Source organism: Stenotrophomonas sp. ASS1, assembly GCF_004346925.1.
Taxonomy (GTDB): Bacteria; Pseudomonadota; Gammaproteobacteria; order Xanthomonadales; family Xanthomonadaceae; genus Stenotrophomonas; species Stenotrophomonas maltophilia_A.
This window is the reverse complement of sequence record NZ_CP031167.1, coordinates 2,624,264-2,647,665: the sequence shown is the minus strand read 5'-3', so window position 1 is coordinate 2,647,665 and position 23,402 is coordinate 2,624,264. Positions and strand designations below refer to the sequence as shown.

General features: G+C 67.5%; 20 protein-coding genes. 12 read left to right on the top strand and 8 right to left on the bottom strand.

Going from position 1 to position 23,402, the window contains the following annotated elements; translation table 11 throughout:
* Positions 1-160: 160 nt before the first annotated feature.
* Positions 161-1,321 (top strand): amidohydrolase family protein, encoded by a 1,161-nt coding sequence (locus MG068_RS12345; protein ID WP_132810335.1) that lies wholly within the window; start codon positions 161-163, stop codon positions 1,319-1,321.
* Positions 1,322-1,436: 115 nt separating this feature from the next.
* Here MG068_RS12345 and MG068_RS12340 read toward each other — a convergent pair whose 3' ends face one another.
* Both MG068_RS12340 and MG068_RS12335 read right to left on the bottom strand, forming a co-directional pair.
* Positions 1,437-1,874: a DUF3806 domain-containing protein gene (locus MG068_RS12340; protein WP_132810334.1), complete on the bottom strand. Its 438-nt coding sequence runs from the start codon at positions 1,872-1,874 to the stop codon at positions 1,437-1,439.
* A gap of 131 nt (positions 1,875-2,005) precedes the next feature.
* Positions 2,006-2,887, bottom strand: coding sequence for a LysR substrate-binding domain-containing protein (locus MG068_RS12335; RefSeq protein WP_071229107.1), 882 nt, complete (start codon positions 2,885-2,887; stop codon positions 2,006-2,008).
* Between the two features lie 122 nt (positions 2,888-3,009).
* On the opposite strand from MG068_RS12335, the gene MG068_RS12330 reads away from it, so the two are divergent.
* On the top strand, positions 3,010-3,711 hold the full coding sequence (locus tag MG068_RS12330; RefSeq protein WP_132810333.1) for an ankyrin repeat domain-containing protein: 702 nt from the start codon (positions 3,010-3,012) through the stop codon (positions 3,709-3,711).
* A 51-nt stretch (positions 3,712-3,762) separates the two neighbouring features.
* A complete protein-coding gene (locus MG068_RS12325) occupies positions 3,763-5,220 on the top strand; it encodes an amidohydrolase family protein (protein WP_132810332.1) in 1,458 nt (485 codons plus the stop codon).
* A gap of 89 nt (positions 5,221-5,309) precedes the next feature.
* On the opposite strand, the gene MG068_RS12320 is transcribed toward MG068_RS12325, so the two are convergent.
* Positions 5,310-6,239: a LysR family transcriptional regulator gene (locus tag MG068_RS12320; RefSeq protein ID WP_049463083.1), complete on the bottom strand. Its 930-nt coding sequence runs from the start codon at positions 6,237-6,239 to the stop codon at positions 5,310-5,312.
* A 93-nt stretch (positions 6,240-6,332) separates the two neighbouring features.
* Between MG068_RS12320 and MG068_RS12315 the strand changes: the two genes are divergently transcribed.
* Positions 6,333-7,526, top strand: coding sequence for an MFS transporter (locus tag MG068_RS12315; protein ID WP_132810331.1), 1,194 nt, complete (start codon positions 6,333-6,335; stop codon positions 7,524-7,526).
* A 723-nt stretch (positions 7,527-8,249) separates the two neighbouring features.
* Here MG068_RS12315 and MG068_RS12305 read toward each other — a convergent pair.
* A complete protein-coding gene (locus tag MG068_RS12305; RefSeq protein ID WP_107432195.1) occupies positions 8,250-8,903 on the bottom strand; it encodes a response regulator in 654 nt (217 codons plus the stop codon).
* On the bottom strand, positions 8,896-11,925 hold the full coding sequence (locus MG068_RS12300; protein WP_132810330.1) for a sensor histidine kinase: 3,030 nt from the start codon (positions 11,923-11,925) through the stop codon (positions 8,896-8,898). The genes MG068_RS12305 and MG068_RS12300 overlap by 8 nt, the downstream gene beginning before the upstream one ends.
* A gap of 96 nt (positions 11,926-12,021) precedes the next feature.
* On the opposite strand from MG068_RS12300, the gene MG068_RS12295 reads away from it, so the two are divergent.
* The 7 genes from MG068_RS12295 to MG068_RS12265 all read left to right on the top strand — a co-directional run bounded on the left by MG068_RS12295 (position 12,022) and on the right by MG068_RS12265 (position 18,801).
* Entirely contained in the window at positions 12,022-12,354 is a 333-nt protein-coding gene (locus MG068_RS12295) for a hypothetical protein (RefSeq protein ID WP_032128091.1), read from the top strand.
* A gap of 50 nt (positions 12,355-12,404) precedes the next feature.
* Positions 12,405-12,848, top strand: a complete 444-nt coding sequence (locus tag MG068_RS12290) for a helix-turn-helix transcriptional regulator (protein ID WP_053091059.1) — start codon at positions 12,405-12,407, stop codon at positions 12,846-12,848.
* Complete coding sequence (locus MG068_RS12285) at positions 12,845-13,501, top strand: hydrolase (protein WP_049398466.1); 657 nt, start codon at positions 12,845-12,847, stop codon at positions 13,499-13,501. Before MG068_RS12290 ends, MG068_RS12285 begins: the two co-directional genes overlap by 4 nt.
* Before the next feature lie 2 nt (positions 13,502-13,503).
* Positions 13,504-13,929, top strand: a complete 426-nt coding sequence (locus tag MG068_RS12280) for a DoxX family protein (RefSeq protein ID WP_032128088.1) — start codon at positions 13,504-13,506, stop codon at positions 13,927-13,929.
* Between the two features lie 119 nt (positions 13,930-14,048).
* The gene (locus MG068_RS12275; RefSeq protein WP_206138717.1) at positions 14,049-15,896 is read left to right on the top strand and encodes an amidohydrolase; all 1,848 of its coding nucleotides are present in this window, start codon (positions 14,049-14,051) and stop codon (positions 15,894-15,896) included.
* Positions 15,875-17,158: an alginate export family protein gene (locus MG068_RS12270; RefSeq protein WP_132810328.1), complete on the top strand. Its 1,284-nt coding sequence runs from the start codon at positions 15,875-15,877 to the stop codon at positions 17,156-17,158. Before MG068_RS12275 ends, MG068_RS12270 begins: the two co-directional genes overlap by 22 nt.
* Complete coding sequence (locus MG068_RS12265; protein ID WP_132810327.1) at positions 17,152-18,801, top strand: MFS transporter; 1,650 nt, start codon at positions 17,152-17,154, stop codon at positions 18,799-18,801. Before MG068_RS12270 ends, MG068_RS12265 begins: the two co-directional genes overlap by 7 nt.
* Before the next feature lie 158 nt (positions 18,802-18,959).
* Here the strand turns inward: MG068_RS12265 and MG068_RS12260 are convergent, their stop codons facing one another.
* Positions 18,960-19,784 (bottom strand): alpha/beta fold hydrolase, encoded by an 825-nt coding sequence (locus tag MG068_RS12260; protein WP_049423090.1) that lies wholly within the window; start codon positions 19,782-19,784, stop codon positions 18,960-18,962.
* A 186-nt stretch (positions 19,785-19,970) separates the two neighbouring features.
* Between MG068_RS12260 and MG068_RS12255 the strand changes: the two genes are divergently transcribed.
* Complete coding sequence (locus tag MG068_RS12255; RefSeq protein ID WP_132810326.1) at positions 19,971-20,357, top strand: hypothetical protein; 387 nt, start codon at positions 19,971-19,973, stop codon at positions 20,355-20,357.
* 69 nt (positions 20,358-20,426) lie between these two features.
* On the opposite strand, the gene MG068_RS12250 is transcribed toward MG068_RS12255, so the two are convergent.
* Positions 20,427-21,140, bottom strand: coding sequence for a DUF2968 domain-containing protein (locus MG068_RS12250; RefSeq protein WP_043402505.1), 714 nt, complete (start codon positions 21,138-21,140; stop codon positions 20,427-20,429).
* 99 nt (positions 21,141-21,239) lie between these two features.
* Positions 21,240-23,399 (bottom strand): TadG family pilus assembly protein, encoded by a 2,160-nt coding sequence (locus MG068_RS12245; protein ID WP_132810325.1) that lies wholly within the window; start codon positions 23,397-23,399, stop codon positions 21,240-21,242.
* Between the last annotated feature and the right edge of the window lie 3 nt (positions 23,400-23,402).

The window sequence follows — 23,402 nt, the reverse complement described above, 5'->3', positions numbered from 1 at the left end:
GCCCATGTTACCCGTTCAGGGGTGTGCACGGCGTGGCTGCGACCGGTTGTCGCAGGGGGAATCATCGTTCTGGTGAATGCGTGCCATCCAGATATTTCGTTGGCCGATGGCGCTATCGAGGCGCAGGATGGCGCCAGTCTTGGCTTTCCGGGAATTCCCGATGACCCTGCAGTTCATCCACGGTGGTGTCGACCGCGACGGCGCGCCACTGCATTTCCATATCCGTGATGGCCGCATCAGCGGGCTCAACGGCCATACCGGCCCGGCTGAAGGGGCGGAAAGCGTCGATCTGCAGGGCTTTGCGGTGCTGCCGGGGTTGGTGGATGGCCACATCCACTTGGACAAGAGCTTCGTCGGCGACCGTTGGCACCCGCATCAGCCGGTGAACAGCCTGCGTGAGCGGCTGGCGGTGGAAAAGGCGGCAGTGGCGGCTGCGGCGCCGATGGTCGATCGCGCCGAGGCGCTGATCCGCCAATGCAGCGGCTTCGGCACAGTGGCGATGCGCTGTCATGTTGATATCGATGGCAGCACCGGCCTGGGCCACCTGGAAGCGGTGCGCGAGGCCGCGCTGCGCTGCGCCGGCATCATGCGCATCCAGCTGGTGGCGTTCCCGCAGGCCGGGGTGATGTCCTGCGCGGGTACCGCAGCGGTGCTTGAGCAGGCCCTTGCAGCGGGTGTGGACGTGCTGGGCGGCATCGATCCGACCACGCTCGATGGCGATGCCGAGGGCCAGCTGGCACTGTTGTTCGGCCTGGCCGAGCGCTATGGCGTGCAGCTGGACATCCACCTGCATGAGCCTGGCGAAACCGGCCTGGCCCAGCTGCTGCGTATCGCCGCGCGCACCCGGGCCGCTGGCCTGCAGGGTCGGGTGGCGGTCAGCCATGCCTATTCGCTGGGCGAAGTGCCGCTGGCGCGCGCGCTGCAGGTGGGCGAGGCGCTGGCCACGGCCAGCGTAGCGATCATGAGCAACGCGCCGGGCGATCATCCGTTCCCGCCGCTGCGCGCGTTGCATGACGCTGGTGTGCGCGTGTTCGCCGGGAACGACAACATCCGCGACTGCTGGTGGCCGTATGGCAACGGCGACCTGTTGCAACGCGCGATGCTGCTGGGCTACCGCTCCGGCTTCCATACCGATGCCGACCTGATGCTGGCGCTGGACATGGTGACCACCCATGCCGCGCAGGTGATCGGGCTGCCGCAGTACGGTCTTGTGGAAGGGCATCCGGCCACTTTCGTGGCGGTGCGTGCCGACCACGGCCCGGCCGCTGTGGCCGGGGTGCCGGTGGAGCGACGCGTGGTAGTTGATGGCCGTTGGCTGTAGATCCGGGCCATGCGTGGATGAATGTGGCCGCGAGGTGGTTCCATCCACGCATGGCGTGGATCTACCCACGACGCCACGCCAGTTCCGGTTGCGCCGAGCCATGCTCGGCAGCTTTTCAGGCGTAATCGTCGGCGCGGGTGGCGACAAATTCCTCAAGCCACGCCAGCAGATGGGCGATGTCGATGAGCTCGCCCTGCTCGATGCGCTTGAGCAGCAGCGTGCTGGCGCCGATCTGCAGGCTGCTGTCGGCATAGCGCAGCACCGCGTCGATGCCCCAGGCATCGGTGACCTGCATCCAGGCCAGGCCCGGCACGCGCTGGGCCAGGGTGTCACCGAACGCCACGCCCAGTGCTTCCCAGCCATCGCAGTCGTCGCGGTCGATCAGCTCGGCATCGACCACGCGCTGCAGCGTGGTGGCCGCCAGCGGCCACTGCACCGGCAACGTCGGAAAGCCGGCGGCCACGCGCGCAGCGATCAGCAAGCGCTGGTGCTGCAGATGCGTCTGCAGTGCAGCGGGCAGGGGATCGAAGCGGGTGGGGATTTCGTCGGACATGGCGAGGCGCCGTGGGGCACGGAAACAACGGGCACTCTACGAGGCGATGTTGCCCGCCGTGCGGCCGGATTGGCCAAGTTTCGATGCTTGATGCGCGAAAGGCATCCACGCATGGCGTGGATCTACCGTGCTCAGTCCGGTTCGCGCTGCACCTGGCGCCACAGTTCGCTGGCCAGCGCTCGCACGGCATCATCGGCATCGGAGCGATGCAGCAGGCCGATCTCGTAGTTGTCGATCACCGGCAGCTCGCGCTCGCCATCGATGATGCGGTGTTCGCGGGTGACCGCGCGGCGCGGCAGCAGGCTGATGCCGATGCCATCGGCCACCGCACCCTGGATGCCACTCAGCGACGAACTGGTGAAGGCGATGCGCCAGCGCAGGCCCAGCGCTTCCACGGCGTGGATCATCTCGTCGCGGTACAGCCCGCGTGGCGGGAAGGTCACCAGCGGCAGCGGGTCCAGCTGCAGGCAGCTGCTGCGCAGGCTGTCGATCCAGTGCATCGGCTCGCGCCGGCAATGCACCGCCTGGCGGCTGTTGCGGCGTTGCTTGACCAGCACCAGGTCCAGCTCGCCGTGGTCGAAGCCCTGCGCGAGGTCACGGCTGAGGCCGCTGCTGATCTCCAGCTTCACCTGCGGGTGGCGACGGCTGAAAGCGGCCAGCATGCGTGTGGTCTGCGCGTTGACGAAGTCCTCGGGCACACCGATGCGCACCGCGGTTTCCACGGTGGCGCCGGCCAGCGCCTGTGCCATTTCCTCGTTCAGGTCGAGCATGCGCCGCGCGTAGCCGAGCAGGGTGTGGCCGGCATCGGTGGGGTGTACGTCGCGGTGGCCGCGTTCGAGCAGGCGATGCCCGGCCAGTTCCTCCAGCCGGCGCACCTTCTGACTGACCGTGGACTGGGTCGAATGCAGGCGCGTGGCCGCCGTGGTGAAGCTGCCGCAGTCGGCCACCATCACCAGCGCCCGCAGCAGGTCCAGTTCGAACAGGGTTCTATTCGATTTGGCACTGTCTTGCATTTGAACATTTCACTTCTGGATACCAATGCCGACTTCTACCATGCAGGGCAGGGGCCGGCAATGCCCGGCTGTTGCTACCGTCGCACGGCGTTCCGTGGCGACGGTCATGAGGAGACACCGTCATGCGCGTCCATCGTTCCCCTGGCTGGCCTGCGCCGTTCGCGCGCGTGCTGCTGTTGTTCCTGCTGGCCATGGTCTCCCCGGCCTGCACCGCAACGTCCAAAGCCGACGTCGATGGCCGCCTGCGCGATGCTGCCAGCCGTGGCGATGCCGATGCGGTGCGACAGGCGATCGAGGATGGCGCCACGCTGGAGGCGCGTGATGGCCAGGGCCGTACCGCGCTGCTGCTGGCCACGCATGGCAACAATGTAGACGCCGCGCGTGAACTGATCGAAGCCGGCGCCGACGTCAATGCCAAGGACGCCATGCAGGACAGCGCCTACCTGTACGCCGGCGCGCGTGGACTGGACGAGATCCTGGCGGTGACCCTGGCGCATGGCGCCGATCTGCGCAGCACCAACCGCTATGGCGGCACCGCACTGATTCCTGCCGCTGAGCGCGGCCACGTAGCAACGGTGCGCACGCTGCTGCGCGCCGGTGTTGAGGTGGACCATGTCAACCGCCTGCACTGGACCGCGCTGCTGGAAGCAATCCTGCTGGGTGACGGTGGTGCGCGCCATGTACAGATCGTGCAGCTGCTGCTGGAGGCAGGTGCCGACCCTGAGCTGGCCGACGGCGACGGCGTAACGCCGCTGGCGCACGCGCGCCAGCGCGGCTATACCGGAATTGAAACCCTGCTGCGCCAGCACGGCGCGGTGCGCTGAATGCAAACCCCTTCCACCCGCACGCTGGGCGTGCCCATCAGGATGCTGTCCATGTTCCGTTCCCGTCCGTTGTCCCTTGCCATCCTCCTTGCGGTGGCGCCGCTGTCGGCGTCTGCTGCCGAGCGCGCCGACCTGCTGATCCGCAATGCCACCGTGGTCAATGTCGAGCACGCCAGCACCCTGGCGGGGCAGAGCGTGGTGATCCGTGGCGAGGACATCGTCGCCGTCGGCCCGGACGCGCAGCTGCGCAGCCAGTGGAGCGCGGCCCGCCAGATCGATGCCAAGGGCAAGTACCTGATTCCGGGGCTGTGGGACATGCACGTGCACTTCGGTGGTGGCCCGGCGCTGATCGAAGAGAACAAGGCGCTGCTGCCGCTATATATCGCGCACGGCATCACCACCGTGCGCGACTGTTCCGGTGACCTGCCCGAGCAGGTGCTGCAGTGGCGCGGCGAGATCGCCAAGGGCACGCTGTTTGGTCCGCGCCTGCTCAGTTCGGGCGCGAAGATCGAAGGCATCAAGCCGGTCTGGAAGGGTACGATCGAAGTGGGCAGCGAGGCCGACGCCGACAAGGCGATCGCCCGCCTGCAGCACGACAAGGTTGATTTCGTGAAGATCACCGACAGCACGCTGAAGCCGGAGCTGTTCCTGTACTCGGCCAGTGCTGCGCGCAAGGCCGGGTTCAAGGCCTCGGGTCACATTCCGATGGCGCTGACCGTGGAACAGGCGGTCGATGCAGGCCTGGCCTCGATCGAGCATCTGGACTACGCATTCAAGGCAGGCAGCAAGGACGAAGCGCAGATCGCCGCCGACTTCGGTGCCGGCCGCATCGACCGCGCCGAAGCCAACCGCCGCCTCGACGCCAGCTTCGACCGTGACACGGCGATGCACGCCTACCGTGATTTCGCCAAGCGTGGCGTATTTGTGACCCCGACCCTCAACGGTGGCCGCATCCTCGATTTCCTTGACCAGGATGACCACGCCAACGATCCGTACCTGGCCTACATCGGCCCGGGCCTGCGCGCGACCTACCAGTGGCGCGTGGACCGCGCGGCGAAGGCCACGCCGGCACAGATCGAAGCGCGCCACGCGCAGTACCACCAGGTGGCCGCGGTGCTGCCGATGCTGCAGGAAGCCGGTGTGACGATCATTGCGGGCACCGATGCGGGCTTCCTCAACTCGTTCAACTTCCCGGGCATCGCCCTGCACCAGGAATTGCAGCTGTTCGTGAAGGAAGGCCTGAGCGCACCGCAGGCGCTGTCGGCCGCAACCCGTTCCGGCCCGGCCTGGTTCGGCCAGATGGACCGCTACGGTGGTGTCGCACAGGGCAAGGCCGCCGATCTGGTACTGCTGACCGCCAACCCACTGCAGGACATTGCTGCCACCGAAAAGATCGACAGCGTGATCCTGCGCGGCAACGTGTATGACCGCGCCGCGCTGGACAAGATGCTGGCCGACACCAAGGCCAGGGTCGCAGCGTGGAATGCCGAGGCGGCCAAGGCCAACTGATTGCGGGGCGGGGCAGAATCCACGCATGGCGTGGATCTACCCGTACCATCAGTAGATCCACGCCATGCGTGGATGATGCGGCCGATGACCTAACGCGGCGCCGGCCGCATTCCATGCAATTGCGGCAGCGCGGCCTTCATCGCATCGATGAAGGCGCGCAGCCGCGGCGGCTGCTGGCGCGCGGCGGGAAACACCACGTGTACCGGCAGTGCCGGCGCCTGCCAGTCCGGCAGCAGCTGCACCAGCCGCCCTTGTGCGAGATCGTCGGCCACCAGCCAGGCCGAGACCACCGCTGCGCCCAGCCCCGCACATGCGGCCTGCTGCACCACGAACAGGTTGTCGCTGAGCAGGCGCGGGCTGATCGACAGCGTATGCGCGCGGCCCTGTGCGTCATGCAGCAGCAGGCGTTCGCGGTAGTAGGTGACCAGCGAGATCCACGGCAGTGTCTGCGCCTGTTCCGGCGTACTGACTGCTGTGGCGTCCACCAACGAGGGCGCTGCCACGACGATGCGCGGCACTTCGGCGAGCGGTAGTGCGACCATGCGCGGTTCGTCGACGGGGCCCACCCGCACCGCGCAGTCGATGCCTTCCGCGATGAAATCCGGGCGGCGATCTTCCAGGATCCACTCCAGGCTCAGCTGTGGGTGCTGGGCGAGGAACGCGAGCATGGTCGGCAGCAGCTGCGCCTGGCCGAAGGCGTGCGGCACCATCACCCGCAGGCGTCCGCGCAGCGTTTCCGGTTCGCCGTGCAGTTCGGCCTGCAGCGATTCCCATTCGTCGACCACGCGTTGCGCATGGCGCTGGCAGCGCAGGCCATCCTCGGTCAGCTGCAGGCCATGTGTGGAGCGCTGCAACAGGCGCAGGCCGAGCTGTCGCTCCAGGGCCTGAAGGCGACGGCTGACCGTCGGCTGGGTGGTGCCCAGCTGCACGGCCGCAGCAGACAGGCTGCCGGCATCGACGATGCGCAGGAAGGTGCGCAGCAGATCCAGGCGATCGGCGCCAGTGGCGAGGTCATTCATGCGTGTGGCGTATGAAGTGTATGTGCGGAAGCCTACTACAGACGCCTCGCGAATACCGGCAGGATACGTCCACTTCCCCCACCGGACTCTCCCATGTCTACCCGCTCGCTGTCCGTCGCTGCGGCACCCACGACCGCACCCTCCACCCCGCTGGTGCTGGCAATGGCGGCCGGCGCTGGCTTTTCGGTCGCTTCGCTCTATTACAGCCAGCCGATGCTGGGGCTGATCGCCCGGGACCTCGGCGCGGGTGAGCGCGCCGCCGGCCTGGTACCGACCTTGACCCAGCTCGGCTATGCACTTGGCATCCTGCTGCTGGCGCCGTTGGGCGACCGCTTCGACCGCCGCAACCTGATCCTGTGGAAGTCCGCGTTGCTGGCGTTGGCATTGGGCGCTGCTGCGATGGCTGGCCACCTGCCGGGCCTGCTGATGGCCAGCCTGCTGGTCGGGCTGATGGCCACGCTGGCGCAGGACATCGTGCCGGCTGCAGCGGTGCTGGCGCCGGATGTGCAGCGCGGCCAGATCGTCGGCCGGGTGATGACCGGCCTGCTGCTCGGCATCCTGTTGTCACGGGTGGTCAGTGGCGTAGTGGCCGAAGCGTGGGGTTGGCGCACGCAGTTCGTGCTGGCCGCGGTATCAGTGGCGGCGATGGGAGCGGTGATGGCGCGTGCGCTGCCGCGCTTCGCACCGACCAGCACACTGCGCTATCCGGCGTTGTTGGGTTCGTTGCTGGCGTTGTGGCGGGAGCAGCCACAGCTGCGCCGTGCGGTGGCCAGCCAGTCGCTGCTGGCGGTGGGCTTCAGCGCGTTCTGGTCAACCCTCGCGCTGATGCTGCATGCACGGTTGGGGCTGGGTAGTGCCGCAGCGGGTGCATTCGGCATTGCCGGTGCGGCCGGCGCATTGGCCGCGCCGTTTGCGGGTCGATTCGCCGATCGCTTGGGTTGCCACGCCGTGGCGCGGCTGGCGATCGCGGTAGCGCTGCTGGGCTTTGGCCTGCTGTTGACCGAGTCGTGGCTGCCGGCCGCTGCGCTGCTACCGCTGCTGGTGGTGAGCGCGCTGCTGTTCGACTTCGGCTTCCAGTCGGCGCTGGTGGCGCACCAGACGTTGGTCTACGGACTGGTGCCGCCGGCACGCAGCCGGCTCAATGCGTTGCTGTTCACGGGCATGTTCATCGGCATGGCCGCCGGTGGTGCGCTGGGCAGCCTGGCGCTGGCGCAGTGGGGTTGGAACGGCGTGGCCTGGCTGGCGGTGGTGTGCGCGGGTGGCAGCTTGCTGCTGCGTTTGAGGTAAGGATGGTGTTCGGCAGGGCTTGCAGCCCTGCACCTGCTGGAAGCTGGAGCAACAGCAACAGCAACAGCAACAGCAACGGCGGGTTTCCTGTGGGGTGGTGGGGCGGTGTCGGAGTGCGGGGACGCCGCAAGTACGTCCTTGTAGGCTTGGCAGCCGCATCCATGCGGCTGACACCCCGCACTCCGACACCGCCCCACCTCTGACAGTTTCCGGTGGCTGTTGGTAGGTGTCGACCTTGGTCGAAATATCTGTCAGATATCGAATGAGTCATCCACGCATGGCGTGGATCTACTGTGTCGACCAAGGTCGACACCCACCAGGGCAATACGCCGTTCCGACAGATCGCGGCCAACTGTCGAAGGCGGGGTGGGTCCGGTTGCGGGGGCGTGAGCCGCATGGGTCGGGCGCATGCGCCCGACGGGTTGGGCAGGACGCCCAACCCCGGTCTTGCCGTGTACGCAGGACAGCGCACACGAGCAAGCGGCGACCGAGCTTACATGGGTGAGGGCGCTTTGCTTGCGAAGCATTGCTTCGCAAGCGCCCGAACGCACAGCCGCCAGCGGCTGGGCCGGGCCCCGGAGGGGGACTTGCAGCGCCCCCCGCAACCGGACCCACCCCGCCATCCCATGGAAAGCCCGCTGTTGCTGTTGTTGCTCCTGAGGTTGCCGGCCAGCGGCCGGCACTACCGCGGGTGCAGGGCTGCAAGCCCTGCCGAACAACCCCCTAATCGTGACCGCTGTCGTCCAGGCTGATGATCCCGCGCCGCAGCGCCTGGGTCACCGCATGCGTGCGATCACCCACGCCCAGCTTGTCCATCAGGCTCTTCATGTGCGCCTTCACCGTCTGCTCGGAAATCTGCATGCGCTCGCCGATGCGCTTGTTCGACAGGCCCCCGGCCACATGCCTCAGTACCTCGGTTTCGCGCGGCGACAACCGGTCTTCCACCACATGCGCGGCGATGCTGGCCGCCACCGCCGGGGGAATCGGTGCGCGACGGCCGCCAGCGACCATGCGGATCGTATCGACCAGCTCATGGCGCAGCATGTCCTTCAGCAGATAGGCGCTGGCGCCGGCCTGCAGCGCGCGGACCGCGCGTACGTCACCACGGTAGGTGGTCAGCACGATGATGCGCGCGCGCGGGTCCATCGCGCGGATCCGCACGATCGCTTCGACGCCATCCAGCCGTGGCATCTGCAGGTCCATCAGCACCACGTCGGGCTGCAGCCGCTGGTAGCAGGCGATGGCTTCCTCGCCATCGGCGGCTTCGCCGAGCAGGCGCAGATCGGGTTGTGCGCCCAGCAGCGCCGCCAGGCCGTCACGCAGCAGCGGGTGGTCGTCGACCACCAGCACGCCGATCAGGGCAGGGGACTCAGTCATGGTTTGCTTTACTCCAGGGCCAGCGCCAGCGCGATGGGCGGCGGTGATACAGGCGCCGGGCGGGAACCGCCAGCGCGACTTCGGTTCCCAGTCCGGCGCGGGTCCACAGCTGTAGTTCCGCACCGAGGCGCTGCGCGCGCTCACGCATGCCCTGCAGGCCCCAATGACCATGGCCGGCATTGTCGTCGGCGATGCCGACGCCATCGTCGCGCACGTGCAGCAAGAAGCACCGCGTGCCGTAGGACAGCTCCACTTCGATGGCGCTGGCGTTGGCGTGACGCAACGCATTGCGGATCGCCTCACGCCCGATCAGGAACACTTCTTCGGCCGCGTCGGCCTGCAGCGGTGGCGTTGCACCTTCCACGGTCAGGCGCAGTGGGTTGGTGCCATGCCCGGCGTACTCGGCGTGCACATCGGCCAGTGCCGAAGCGAGGTCGCGGCCAGCGAACGGTCCCTCACGCAGGGCATTGACCCGCTCGCGGCCCTCGGCCAGGTTGCGCTCGGCCAGTTGCATCGCCGATTCCAGCTGGCCGCGTACCTGCTCCGGGGTCTGCGGCGACTGGCTGATCGCGTGCAGGCGCAGGATCAGGCCCTGGCTGCCCTGCAGCAGGGTGTCGTGCAGGTCGCGTGCGATGCGTTCGCGTTCGCCATTGCGTTCCTGCAGGCGCGCGCGGAACAGCGCGGCCAGCTGCCCGCTGCGGATGCGCACCGCCATCACCAGCAGTGCGAGGATCGCGGCCGCACACAGCAGCTTGAACCACACCGTCTGCATGAAAGTGGGGGCGATGCGGAAGCTGCGACTGGCCGGTGCAGTGCTCCAGATGCCGTCTTCGTTGGCGGCTTCCACCTCGAACCGGTAATTGCCCGGGGCGAGGTTGGTGTAGTACGCCCGCGTGCTGCTGCCGGCATCCTGCCACCCATCGTCGACGCCGGACAGGCGATAGCGGTAGCGGTTGCGCTCCGGACGTGCCAGCGACAGCGCGACGTAGTCGATCTGCAGCTGGCTGGTGCCGGCCGGCAGGCGCAGGCCGTCACGCAGCGGCTCGTGTGCGCTGCCGTACAGCACTTCGCCGATGCGCACGCTGGGCGCCATGGTGTTGATGTGCGAGCGCGTGGTATCCAGCCAGGCCAGGCCCTGGTTGGTGGCCAGCCACAGCAGTCCGTCATCGGCCAGCGTGGCGGTGGCGATCGGTCCGCTCTGCAGGGCGATGCCCGGCATGCCGTCGACCGCATCTAACAGGCGTGGCGTCACCGGCTGCCCGGTGCGCAGCGCCCGTCGCAGCTGATCGCTCCCCAGCCGGACCAGGCCACGGCTGCCATTGAACCAGAGGTGTCCGTTCGGATCGGCCACCATGCCGGTGATGCCTTCCAGCACGCCGGCCATGTCGGTTCGCACCGGAACGAAACGACCGTTGCCAACGCGCGCAGCCAGACCGGCTTCGCCGGCGACCAGCAGCAGGTCCTGGTGATGCAGCATTGCGGTGATCGGCCCGACCGAAAGGCCCTGGCTGGCATCGAAGCTCTCGATGTGGCCCGCGCTCATCCGGCGCAGGCGGCCGTCGGCATAGCCGAGCAGCAGCTGGCCATGGGCATCCAGCGCCAGCGATGAGCAGGCCTGCTCGGGCAGGCGGACCTCGCGCTGCCATTGGCCATGCAGGTAGTGCAGGACGCCGCGTTCACCCGTGCATACCCAGGCCTGCGTGTCGTCGGGGAACAGCAGGGCGTGCAGCGGTTGCCCGGTGAACGGGGCCGGCAGCGGGATCAACGAGGTGTGGCCGGCGACCGTGTGCGCAAGATTGACCCAGTCGAACTGCCAGATCGGCGTGGGTGCCTGGCGCGCGGCGGCCTGCAGCTGCGGGGCACTGCCATCCAGCAGAGTGCGCCGCAGATCGTAGGGTTTGAGGTCTTCGCCATAGCCATACACGCGGCCATCGCTGGCCCGCACCAGCGAGCGGTAGGGATCACTCGGGCCCACTGCCAGGGTGTGCACGCTGCGTGCGCGGAAGCGGTTGAGGCCGAGGTTGGTGCCGACCCAGAGATTGCCTTCGCGATCGACGATGATCGGCACCGCGGAGGTGGCGGTCAGCCCGTGCGGCGAATCGAAACGCTCCATGCGCACGGCGCGGCTGCCGTCGAAGGTGATGCGGGCGACGCCGCCGTGCGGGCTCATCGTGGCCCATAACGCGCCATCGGCAGTGAACTGCAGGCGTGCAGCAACCAGTTCCGGAAGACGCCGCGCTTCACGTTCGCTGGCCGCCAACAGGCCCTGCGCGTTGGCCAGGGGTGAGGTGCCGCGCACCCGGTCGGCCAACCACACTTCACCCTGCGGGCTTTCGGCCAGCGTTGCCATCTGCGAGACCGCGATGCCGGTGTCCTCGAACGTGGTCTGGCCGGTCGCACGCATCCAGATCTTCAGGTCGGCCAGTACCCAGAACCTGCCCCGGCTGTCGTGCAGCACCCACTGCACACGGCGCTCGGGCAGGCCGGCTGCGGCCGGCAGTGGCTGCCAGCGCTGTCCATCAAAGTGGCGCAGCCCGCCATTGATCGCCGCCCACAGCTGGCCCTGGTGATCCTGGCTGAAGCGTGGGACCACGCCGACCGGCACCCCCTGCTCGCGGCCGTAGTTGTGCAGCCGCCCCTGTGCGAGCCGGCTGATGCCGGCCTGGAAGTAGCCGATCCACAGGGCACCGTCGGCGGCATGCGCCAGCGTGACCATGTTGGTGGACGGGAACTGGCTGCCGACGGGCGCTGCCTGCCGTTCGAAGCGACGGCCATCAAAGCGGTACAGGCCCGAGCCGGTGGCCAGCCACAGCAGGCCGTCGCGGTCCTGGGTGATGTCCCAGATATCGCCGGGTGCACCCTGGCCGACCCGCCACGCGGTGTGCTCGTAACCGGGCAGCCCGCCGCTCACCGGCGGGCGCTGCACGGCAAGAGCGGGCAGGGCGGTCCACAGCAGCAGGCACGTCAGCAGCGTCGGCAGGCGACGCAGGAACGGGAAGGGGCGGCCACGCATGGCGCGCATTCTGGCAGGTGCGGGGCAGTCCGGGGTGACCCGAACGGGGTAGGCGGCGGCCGCCGCGGTCGGTTATCACCCCGGCATGCCCTGTGGAGCCCGGCCATGCAGCGCCTGTTCGTGATGTTCCCCGACCGCGGGCCGGGCATCGGCCTGCTGTGGTTGCGGCTGTGCCTGTCCGCGGCACTGTGCACGCCCGGCACGCATGCGGGCGGGTGGTCGGCGCTGTGCCTGCTGGCAGTGCCGATGCTCACGCTGGGTGTGTTGACGCCACTGGCCGTGCTGATGGCGGCCGTGGGCCTGTTCGCGCAGCAGGCGCCGTGGTCACAGGTGGTGCTGCCCTTGGCGCTGTTGATGTTGGGCCCTGGCGCCTATTCACTGGATGCGCGGTTGTTCGGTCGTCGCCTGCTCGGGCGTCGGCCTCCCCCATTCGGGTAGGTGCTGGCCTCGACCGACGGGGGTAGGGCATCGTGCGGCGGCCACGCACCATGGGGCACCCCCTCGCGGCGTCCCGCATGGCCACCGTCTTTTCGCCCGATCCGCCCGCCGTGGCGCTGGCACCGCAGCAGGCCGCCGCATTGCAGCGCGCCCTGCGCTATGTCGATGAGCACCTGTCGCAGCCGCTGCGGGTGACCGAGCTGGCCGCAGCCGCCTGCGTCAGCCGCTTCCATCTGGTGCGCCTGTTCCGGACCGGTACCGGTGCAAGCCCGCTGCGCTACGTGCGCCGTCGCCGCATCGAACGTGCGCGCCAGTTGTTGCCGGTCGCGCAGCTGCCGATGTCCTGCCTGGCGCAGCAGCTGGGCTTCTTCGACCAGAGCCATTTCGTCCGCAGCTTCCGCGCCGAGACCGGCTGCAGCCCCGGCCAGTACCTGGCCGGCGATGCGGCCCTGTTGCTTCCCCCTGATCGTGTTTCCAACGGAGTCCAACCATGAGCCTTGCCACCGCCACGCCCGCCCCGGCCCTGTTGTCGCCCACCGACCATGCCCTGGTGCTGATCGACTTCCAGTCGCAGATGGCATTCGCCACCCACACCATCGATATCTCCGCGCTGCGCAACAACGTGTCGTTGATCAGCAAGGGCGCCAAGGGCTTCAACGTGCCGGTGCTGCTGACCACCGTCGCCGAAGCGTCGTTCTCCGGCCCGATGTTCCCGGAACTGCCGGAGATCTTCCCGGGCCAGACGGTGTTCGACCGCACCTCGATGAACACCTGGGAAGACCAGCCGGTGATCGACGAGATCAACCGCATCGGCAAGCGTCGCCTGGTTGTTGCCGGCCTGTGGACCAGCGTCTGCATCGTGGGACCGGCGCTGTCGGCGCTGGCACAGGGCTTCGAGGTGTATGTGATTACCGATGCCTGCGGCGATGTCAGCGAAGAAGCCCACGAGCGTGCGATCACCCGCATGGTGCAGGCCGGTGCGGTGCCGATGACCAGCGTGCAGTACCTGCTGGAGCTGCAGCGTGACTGGGCGCGTGGCGAGACCTACGAGCTGACCACCGGCATCGCCCGCGACCATGCCGGCGGCTATGGCATCGGCATCCAGTACGCCAAGCGCATGTTCGGCGCGCAGGAAGGCAGGCACTGAGCATGCTGGCTGGCCATGGCCTCGACCTGGCCCTGCTGATGCTGCGCGCGGCAGCCGGGGGATTCCTGCTGCCACACGCGCTCGGCAAGCTGTTCGGTTGGTTCGGCGGTCCTGGGCTGGCCGGCTTCGCCACCGAACTGCGCGGCTTCGGCCTGCCAGCGGTGGCACCGCTGCCGCTGCTGCTGGCCCTGCTGCAGGTGCTGTCAGGGCTGGCCGTGCTGCTGGGCTGGCAGACCCGCGTCGCCGCGCTTGCAGCGGCGGCCTTCATCGGCTTCACCGTTCTGTTGGCCCTGCCCAAGGGCTGGTTCTGGATGCGCGGCGGCAGTGAGTACCCGTTGATGTGGACCACGGTACTGCTGGCCCTCGCGCTGACCGGGCCCGGCGCCTGGGCACTGGACGGCCAACGCCTTCCGGGAGATCTCGCATGAGTCACGATCCACTCGATCACGGCCGCCGCAACGTGGTGCTGGCCGGCAGCGCCGCGGTGGCGCTGGGCCTGGCCGGCCGTGCCGGTGCCGCACTCGATTCCACTTCCAAGGAGCGCCGCATGAGCACGCTGGTCATCCGCAATGCCCGCATCACCACCCTCGACCCGCAGCAGCCGCATGCACAGGCGCTGGCCGTGCAGGAAGGGCGCATCGTTGCCGTCGGCAGCGACGAGGAGATCATGCGTGGCTGGGGCAATGAAGCGACCCTGATCGACGCCCAGGGCCGGCGCCTGCTGCCCGGCCTCAACGACAGCCATACCCACCTGATACGTGGTGGCCTGAACTACAACCTGGAACTGCGCTGGGACGGCCTGCGTTCGCTGGGCGATGCCTTGGACATGCTGAAGGCGCAGGTCGACCGCACGCCTGCACCGCAGTGGGTGCGCGTGGTCGGTGGCTTCACCGCCACCCAGTTCAACGAGAAGCGCCTGCCCACGCTGCAGGAGCTCAACGACATCGCGCCGGACACGCCGGTGTTCCTGCTGCACCTGTACGACCGGGCGCTGCTCAACCGTGCCGCGTTGCGCGCCTGCGGCTATACCAAGGACACCCCGGATCCGCCGGGCGGCCAGATCGTGCGTGACTCGCTGGGCAACCCGACCGGGCTGCTGCTGGCCAAGCCGAATGCGCTGATCCTGTACGCGACGCTGGCCAAGGGGCCGCGCCTGCCGATCGAGTACCAGGCCAATTCCACCCGTCATTTCATGCGTGAGTTGAACCGTCTCGGCATCACCTCGGTGATCGACGCCGGCGGTGGTTTCCAGAACTACCCCGAGGACTACCAAGTCATCGAGCAGCTGCACCGCGATGACCAGCTGACGGTGCGCATCGCCTACAACCTGTTCACCCAGAACAAGGGCAAGGAAGTGGATGACTTCCGCGGCTGGAGCGAGATGCTGCGGCCGCGGCAGGGTGATGACCTGCTGCGCCACAACGGTGCCGGCGAGATGCTGGTGTTCTCGGCGGCCGACTTCGAGTTGTTCAACGAGCCGCGCCCGGAACTGCCGCCGGAGCTGGAGCCGGAACTGCACGATGTGGTGAAGCTGCTGGTCGAGAAGCGTTGGCCGTTCCGCATCCATGCGACGTACGACGAGAGCATCACCCGCATCCTCGATGTGTACGAACAGGTCAACCGCGAGGTGCCGTTCGATGGCCTGCACTGGTTCATCGATCACGCCGAAACCATCACCCCGCGCAACATCGAGCGCATCCGTGCGCTGGGTGGCGGCATCGCCGTGCAGCATCGCATGGCCTATCAGGGCGAAGCCTTCGTCGAGCGCTACGGCGTGCAGGCGGCGCGGCATACGCCGCCGGTCAAGCGCATGCTGGCCGAAGGCGTGCCGGTCGGTGCTGGAACCGATGCCACCCGTGTGGCCAGCTACAACCCCTGGGTGGCGCTGTCTTGGCTGGTGACCGGGCGCACCGTCGGCGGGCTGGCCCTGTATGGCGATGAGAACCTGCTCGAACGTGAGCAGGCACTGCGCCTGTGGACCCAGGGCAGTGCCTGGTTCTCCGGCGACGAAGCAGTGAAGGGTACGTTGAAGGTCGGCCAGTTGGCCGATTTCATCCTGCTCTCGGCCGATTTCTTCCGCGTGGATGATGCGCAGATCGCCGACATCACCAGCGTGTTGACCGTGGTCGGCGGCCGCATCGTGCATGCCGACGCCGACTATGCAGGGCTTGCGCCGCAGCTGCCGCCGGCCATGCCCAACTGGTCGCCGGTCAACCGGTTCGGCGGCTACCACGTCGGCGGTACCGCCACCGGGTTGGCCGCCGCCCATCGTCACCATCACGGCGTAGCCTGCAGCACTCACGGTGCTCATGGTCATGCTGCACGGCACGCGGCGCCCACCGATGACCTGACCGCGTTCTGGGGCGCGATGGGATGCTCGTGCTTCGCATTCTGAGCCTGGCACTGCTGGCCGTGCCATCGCTGGCGCTGGCCTGCGAGGGGGGCCGCTGCAGCGACGCCGGTGACGGCCAACTGCAATGGGATGCGTCGCTGCGTGTGCGTGGGCTGTACTACGACCCGACCCGGTTCGGCATTGGCGGCAGCGAGGATGCCTATGGCCTGCTGCGTGCCTTGGCATCGGCCACCTATGTGGAAGATACCTGGCAGGCGAAGCTGCAGCTGGGTGTGCATGGTGAGAGTGGCAAGGCTGGCGGCCCGGGTCGCACCGACCGCAGCGCGCTGGATGTGCAGCAGGCGTACTGGCGCTGGCAGCGCGATGGCTTCCACCTGCAACTCGGCCGGCAGGAAGCCGGCTATGGCAGTTCACGGCTGCTGTCAGTGCGCGACGGGCCGAACATCCGCCTGGCGTTCGACGGTGCGCGTGTGGGTTGGAAAGGCCGCCTGGGTACGCTTGATCTGATGGCATTGCGGCCAGTGGAAAACCGACCGGGTGCCTTTGATGATCGCGGCGAGCACGGTGCCCACCTGTGGGGTGCCTATGCCACCACGGTGCGGGGACAGGGCGCGGGACAGTGGGATCTGTATCTGCTGGACTACCGCCGCGAAGGCGCGCGCTTCGCCGCAGGCAGCGGTACCGAACGTCGGCAGACCCTGGGCGCGCGCTGGTTCGGCCAGGCCGGTGCACTGGACTGGAACAGCGAGCTGGTGGCGCAGGGCGGTGAGCTTCGGACGACCGCCGGCACCCTCGATATCCGCGCCTGGACGCTGGCGACCGATACGGGGTGGCGCTGGACGAACCTGCCGCTGCAGCCGCGGCTGGGGTTGAAGGCAGACATCGCCAGTGGCGATGGCAACCTGCATGACGGCCGCCTGGGAACCTTCAACGCCTTGTTCCCGAAATCGGCCTACTTCAGCGAGGCCAGCCTGCTGGCCCCGGCCAACCTGATGGACCTCCAGCCGACCCTGACCCTGCGCCTGCACGACGCGGTGACGACGGAACTGGGCGTACAGATGGCCTGGAAGCATCGTCGTGCCGATGCGGTCTACACCACGCCGGCACCGCTGGTGGCGTTGCCAGGCAGCGCCGGTGGCGCGCGCCGCATCGGCAATCAATACAAATCCGAAACACGCTGGCAGGCCAGCGAACACTGGCAATGGCAGCTGCAGCTGGCCTGGGTCGATGCCGGTCCTGCACTGAAGCAGGCCGGAGGCCAGGACACGCTGTTCGCCTCGATCGTTGGAGCATGGCAATGGTGAACGCAACCGCGTCGCACCCCCCCGCACAGGCCGCAGGTGCCTGGTCCCCGCTGAAGATCCGGATGTTCCGCTCGATCTGGCTGGCGATCCTGGCCAGCAACATCGGCACCTGGGTCAACGATGTGGCCGCCGCCTGGGTAATGGCCGAGCGCACTGGCTCACCACTGATGGTGGCGCTGGTGCAGTCGGCCACCACGGTGCCGATCGTGCTGCTGGCGCTGGCCGCCGGCACCCTGGCCGACATCGTCGACCGCCGCAAGTACCTGCTGGCCACCCAGGGCTGGATGCTGCTGGTCGCCGCGGTGATGGCGGCCCTGACTGCGTTGGACATGCTGACCCCGCAGCTGCTGGTGCTGCTGACCTTCTGCATGGGCTGCGGTGCGGCGATGGCGATGCCGGCACAGGCCGCGATCGTATCCGAACTGGTGCCGCAGCCGATGCTGGCCTCGGCGGTGGCGCTGAACTCGATCGGCATCAACATCGCGCGCTCGATCGGCCCGGCCATCGGTGGTGTGATCGTCGCCCAGCTCGGTGCGGTCTGGGCATTCGGCTTCAACGCCATCACCTTCGCCGCGATGCTGTTCGTGGTGTGGGGCTGGAAGCGCGACCCGAAACAGTCCAGCCTGCCGCCGGAAGGCTTCGGTGCCGGCCTGAAGGCGGGCCTGCGCTATGCCAGCCGCGCCGGGCGCCTGCAGGCGGTGTTGATCAAGTCGGTCGGCTTCTTCTTCTTTGCTGCAGCAATGAATGCACTGCTGCCGGTGGTGGTACGCGGCCAGATGCAGGGTGGGGCGGGGCAGTACGGCATGCTGCTCGGCTGCATCGGGATCGGTGCCGTGGGTGGTGCGTTGTTGCTGCCGAAGCTGCGCGCGCAGATGGATCGCGACCTGCTGGTGCTGCTGGCCACGCTGTCGCTGGCGCTCAGCCTGGTCGGGCTGGCGCTGACCCGCAGCTGGTACGTGCTGCCCTTGGTGATGCTGATCAATGGCTTTGCCTGGATCACCGTGCTGTCGTCGCTGCAGATTGCCGCACAGACCGCAGTGCCAGCGTGGGTACGGGCGCGTGCACTGGCGCTGTACATCATGGTGTTTTCCGCTGGCATGGCGGCTGGTGGCCTGAGCTGGGGTGCACTGGCGCAGCGCACCTCGCCGGAGCTGGCGTTGCTGGTGGCGGCTGCCGGCGCGGTGATCGGCGGATTGCTGGTGTGGCGCGTGCGCATCGCTGGCACCGAGGATCTGAACCTGCGTCCGGCCGGGCACTGGCCTGCACCGGAACTGTCGGTGCCGGTATCCAACGATCGCGGCCCGGTGCTGGTGACCATCGAGTACCGCATTGACGATGCTGATCGCGCCGCATTCCAGGCGCAGATGCGCGCACTGGGCACGATCCGCCGCCGCGATGGCGCGGTGGTCTGGGGCGTGGTCGAGGATGTGGCCAGTCCGGGCATCCACCTGGAGTATTTCGTGACCCCGTCGTGGCTGGAGCACCTGCGCCAGCACGAGCGCATCACCGCCGATGACAAGGCGATCCAGGAAGTGCTGCGCGGGCTGCATCGCGGTGAGCGTGCACCGGTGGTACGCCACTTCGTGGGCGGGCATGACCCGCTGCCGAAGACCGGGGTCCCGCACCACCACAGCGATATCTGACAAAAAAGGGGACGGAGGGGATTAAGTCGTTTGTGCACAAACGACCTAATCCCCTCCGTCCCCTTTTTGCGCGATCAATCCATCCCGATCCTGCGCAGCCGGCCAGCGGCCGGCTCTACCACAGGGGCGGCGGCGCTGGGTGGCGCCGCCGCAGTGCCTCACCCGCGTGCGAACGCCAGCAGGTCGGCGTTGAACCGGTCGGCGTGGGTGACGGTCAGGCCGTGCGGCGCACCGGCGTACACCTTCAACTCGGCGTCCTTGATGATCTGCGAGGACAGCTTGGCCGAAGCATCGAATGGCACGATCTGGTCGTCATCACCATGCACCACCAGCGCTGGCACGTCGATCTTCTTCAGGTCTTCGGTGTAATCCACTTCCGAGAATTCGTGCACGCAGTCGTACTGGCCCTTGACGCCACCGAGCATGCCCTGCAGCCAGAACGAATCACGCATGCCCTGGGTAACGCTGTTGCCGTCGCGGTTGGCGCCGAAGAACGGCGTGGTCAGGTCCTTGAAGAACTGCGAGCGGTCACCGCCGGTGCCCTTGCGGATGCCGTCGAAGACCTCCAGCGGGGTACCGGCCGGGTTGGCATCGGTCTTCAGCATCAGCGGCGGCACGGCGCCGACCAGCACCACCTTGGCCACGCGCTTGCTGCCGTGGCGCCCGATGTAATGGGCCACTTCGCCGCCACCGGTGGAGTGGCCGACCAGGATCGCGTCCTTCAGGTCCAGCGCCTCGAGCACGGCGGCCAGGTCGTCGGCGTAGGTGTCCATGTTGTTGCCGTCCCAGGTCTGGCTGGAGCGGCCGTGGCTGCGACGGTCGTGAGCGATCACGCGGAAGCCGTTCTGGCCCATGAACAGCATCTGCGGGTCCCAGGCATCGGAGGACAGCGGCCAGCCGTGGGCGAACACGATCGGCTGGCCGGTACCCCAATCCTTGTAGAAGATGCGGGCGCCGTCGGCGACGGTGACGAAGTTGCTCATTGTGGTTTCCTTGGCGGAAGGGAGGGAAGGCGCTGGCGTGGATGCCGGTGCCTTCGGCAGTACAGCGCAGCGCCAGACCGACGACTTGCACGGCTGTGCTGGATTACGCCGGATGTGACGTGTATCGCTCTGGCACGAAGCCGTGCCGGCATCGAGGATGGCGGCAGCCCTGACGAGGAGCCTGTAATGTCGAACGCGTGTTGGAGCCCGCTGTTGTACCTGCTGCTGGCCACGGGCGCGCATGCTCAGACCAACGTCTACAAATGTGTGGACGGGCCGCATCCGGTCTACCAGCAGACGCCGTGCCAGGGGCGCGCGGAATGGCGCTGGGAGGTGCCGGCGGAGCCGCCCTCAACAGGTGCGAGCGCGGCCAAGGCAGCGAGCCCAGCTTCAAGGCGTCCGCGTGTGGTGCAGCAGCGGCGTGCGCGGGCTGCAGTGATACCGATCAGCGCGGATCCCGCCGCCTGTGAGCGCGCGCGGCAGCATCGTGGGAAGGTGCTGGCCAATGGCAAGCGCATGGACTTCGTGCAGCGCCGGCAACTGGACGATGCCGTGCATGAGGCGTGCCGTTGAAATGGAATGGTGCCGGAAACGACAACGGCGCCCGTAGGCGCCGTTGGACGGCACGCCAGGCGCTGGACCTCAGCGACCGTCGCTGGCGGCCGCCGGTGCCGGCGAGGGCACGCTGTCCGGCTTGGGCAGGCTCAGCTCCGGGTTGCCCTGTTCGGCCTGCAGGATCTGGATGCGGCGCTGCAGGGAATCCAGCTGGCTGTTGGTGCTCTGCACGTCGCTGCTCAGGCTGACCGCCTGCTGCTGGGCCTGCTGCAGGGCAGCGCTGACCTGGGCCGACTGTGCCTGCTGCTGTTCCATTTCCTGCTGCAGGGTGCGCAGGCGCTCCTCGTTGTAGGCCACCAGGCGCTCGGTATAGCGCTTGCCGGCTTCCAGTCGGGTGGTGTCGATGTAGACCTGGGCCAGCTGCTCTGACTGCTGCGCGAAGGTGCGGTAGACACGCTCGGCGTTGTCGACGGCATCGGTCTTGATCACCCGCCAGAAGTTCTTCTCCTGGAACAGGGCGACGTAGTAGGTCAGGGTGTTGGCATTGAACAGCAGGCTGGCGCCGTAGTTGCCGTTGTAGGTGGTGCGCAGCTCGGTCAGCTGGCGGGCATCCATCAGCTGCTTGAGCTCGTCAACGGTGTTGCGCACCACCGGTGCGGTACGTGCGGCCGGCTCTGCGGCTGCCTCGCGGTCGCCACGGGCAGCCATCGCCGCCGGTGCCACCAGCATCATGGCCACGGCCAGCAGTGCCGCGCCGCGCGCGTGCCGGGCGAAGACCGCGCCCCCTGAAGTTTCTCGCATGTCTAGACCATCCACGGATGAGTGTGGGTTGAGATGAAGGTGGTTCCCCGCCGGGAGTCTAGCATGTGCGCGGGCGCCGCCAAGGGCGCCCGTCACGGGTCAGTAGACCAGCTGTGCGGGCGTGCACTGGATGGACTGGACATGCACATCCGTACGGCCCAGTTCCAGGCCCAGCACCTGCGCCAGCAGCGAGCGCAGCAGGGAGCCGACGCTGTTGAGCAGCGGCTTCAGGACGTCCAGGGCGGGCTTCAGCAGCAAGCACAGCAGGCCCGAACAACTGACCGGGCCATTGCCGGGGGCGGTGACGCCGTCGCCGGCGAACTGGTCCAGGAAGCCGGCATCGGCGGTCTGCAGGTAGGAAGTCAGGTTGTACTTCATGCAGTTGTTGTAGGTGGTGTCATCCAGCGCGCCAATCAGGCTGTTGCACTGCTTGACCAGCAGCCCACCCACAAGCGCTCCCAGTACGCCATCGAGGAGCCCCGAGCCAACCCCGGTCACTGCGTTGCGGAATCCTTGCCAGACCTTGCCGTCGACCATGCAGGTCACCAGCACACAGCTGGTAGGTACCCCCTTGGTGATGTCCCAGTTTCCAAGTGGCTTCAATCCCTGCGTGCTGTCTCCGAATTCCAGCAGCTTGATGGTTGCGTCAACATCGTATCGCTTGCGACCAACGTTGGCTGCTTTCAGGTAGCGATCGGCCAACTGCGCTGCGGTCGAGCCCTGGCTCATGCCATCGTCGCGCGGATCGAGCACGCCGGACAGTACGCGCAGCAGTTCGCTGACCAGCTCGGACACCGCGGTGCCCACCTCCAGGGAGTTGACCTGGGTTGAACCGGTCGCGCCGGCGGGGAGGGTGAGGCTTTGCGTGTCGGTCAGCGTATTGACCTTGATGCTGTCATTGATCAACGGCGCGCCGAGCAGTGTGAGCATCTGTTCCTTCTGCAGGGTGTCGCCACAGACATTCTGCTTGGAGAACCGCTCGCTGTCGGCCACCTTGCCGACGCAGGCGCGCAGCACGGAAGACTCGACCTTGATCGTCGCCGTGGGAGGCGTGCTGCCACATTGCAGGCTGGTCAGGGTCGCCATTGCATTGGTCACGTCCGCATGGACCGGCAGCTTCAGGCGGATGCCCAGCAGTGAAAGCACGCCGCCTGCAACCGGAATGTTGTTGGTGTCGATGTCGAGGAAGACACGGATCTGCGCGTTGTAAGCGCGCGAGCCAATGCCACCGATGGCGATGGAAGGCGGTTCCACCACAGCGGCTTTGGCATTGACCAGGCCCAGCAGGTTGAGTTCATCGACCGAGACCGCACGGCCGCCATTGGCGATGCTGATGCTGGTGCCGATCAGGTCCAGCACATTGACATCGGCCTGCAGCGCGCTGGAAATCGTTCCATCCGGCGCGACCACGCGTGCGAACAGGCCGCCACCGCTGTCATCGGTGCCGAGTTTCACCTCCAGCTGCTTGAGGTCGATGCCCTTCACCACCAGGGCATTCTCCAGTGCACTCAGGTCCACGTGGGCAACGCCCTGCTGGGTGAGCAGGTCAACGGTCGCCTGAAGGATCTTGCCCAGCTTGACCTTGCGGCCGGCCAGCAGATTGTTGAACTCCGCCACGCCCATGTTGACGTCGATCGGAATGCCCAGTGCCTGCAGCAGTCCGTTCGGGGTGATATGCGCCTGTGCAAGGCCGTCGTAGCCGAGCAGGGTGGTCTTGTCGAGGTCGGCACCCACCAGTTTCAGGACATTTCCCAGTGGCGTGTTGCCATTGATGCGCAGCAGTTGCGAGCCGACACTGAAAACCGCCGTCGGTTCTGCACGGCGCGCTACCGCCTGGGCGGTCACGGTCGGCAGGCTGCTGTTCTGCCCGAAGAAGGGAAGCACCGCGCGGCGGGTGATGACACGGACAGCATTGCGTTGATTCGCTGCATCGACGACCGGGCTGAAGTGCCCTTCGGTGGCGCGGGTCACGTTCCAGTTTCCGCAGCGGATTTCCAGGCTTCCTGCGAAGGTGTTCTGGGTGAGTGCGCTCTGCCGCGCAGCACTGTTGTCGCTGTTGTCCGAGGTGCACAGTTCCAGTCGCTGCGCTCCGGCCAGTGCAGCCAGATCAGCGACCTTCTGTGCATCGCGCTTGGCCCAGAACAGGTAACCGATCTCGATCAGGCCCAGCATCGCCAGCAGCGCCAGCATGACCAGCATCATGGTGATCGACATGCCGCCCCGTGGGCGGCTGAAACTGAACTGGCGTGGGCGTTTCATGGC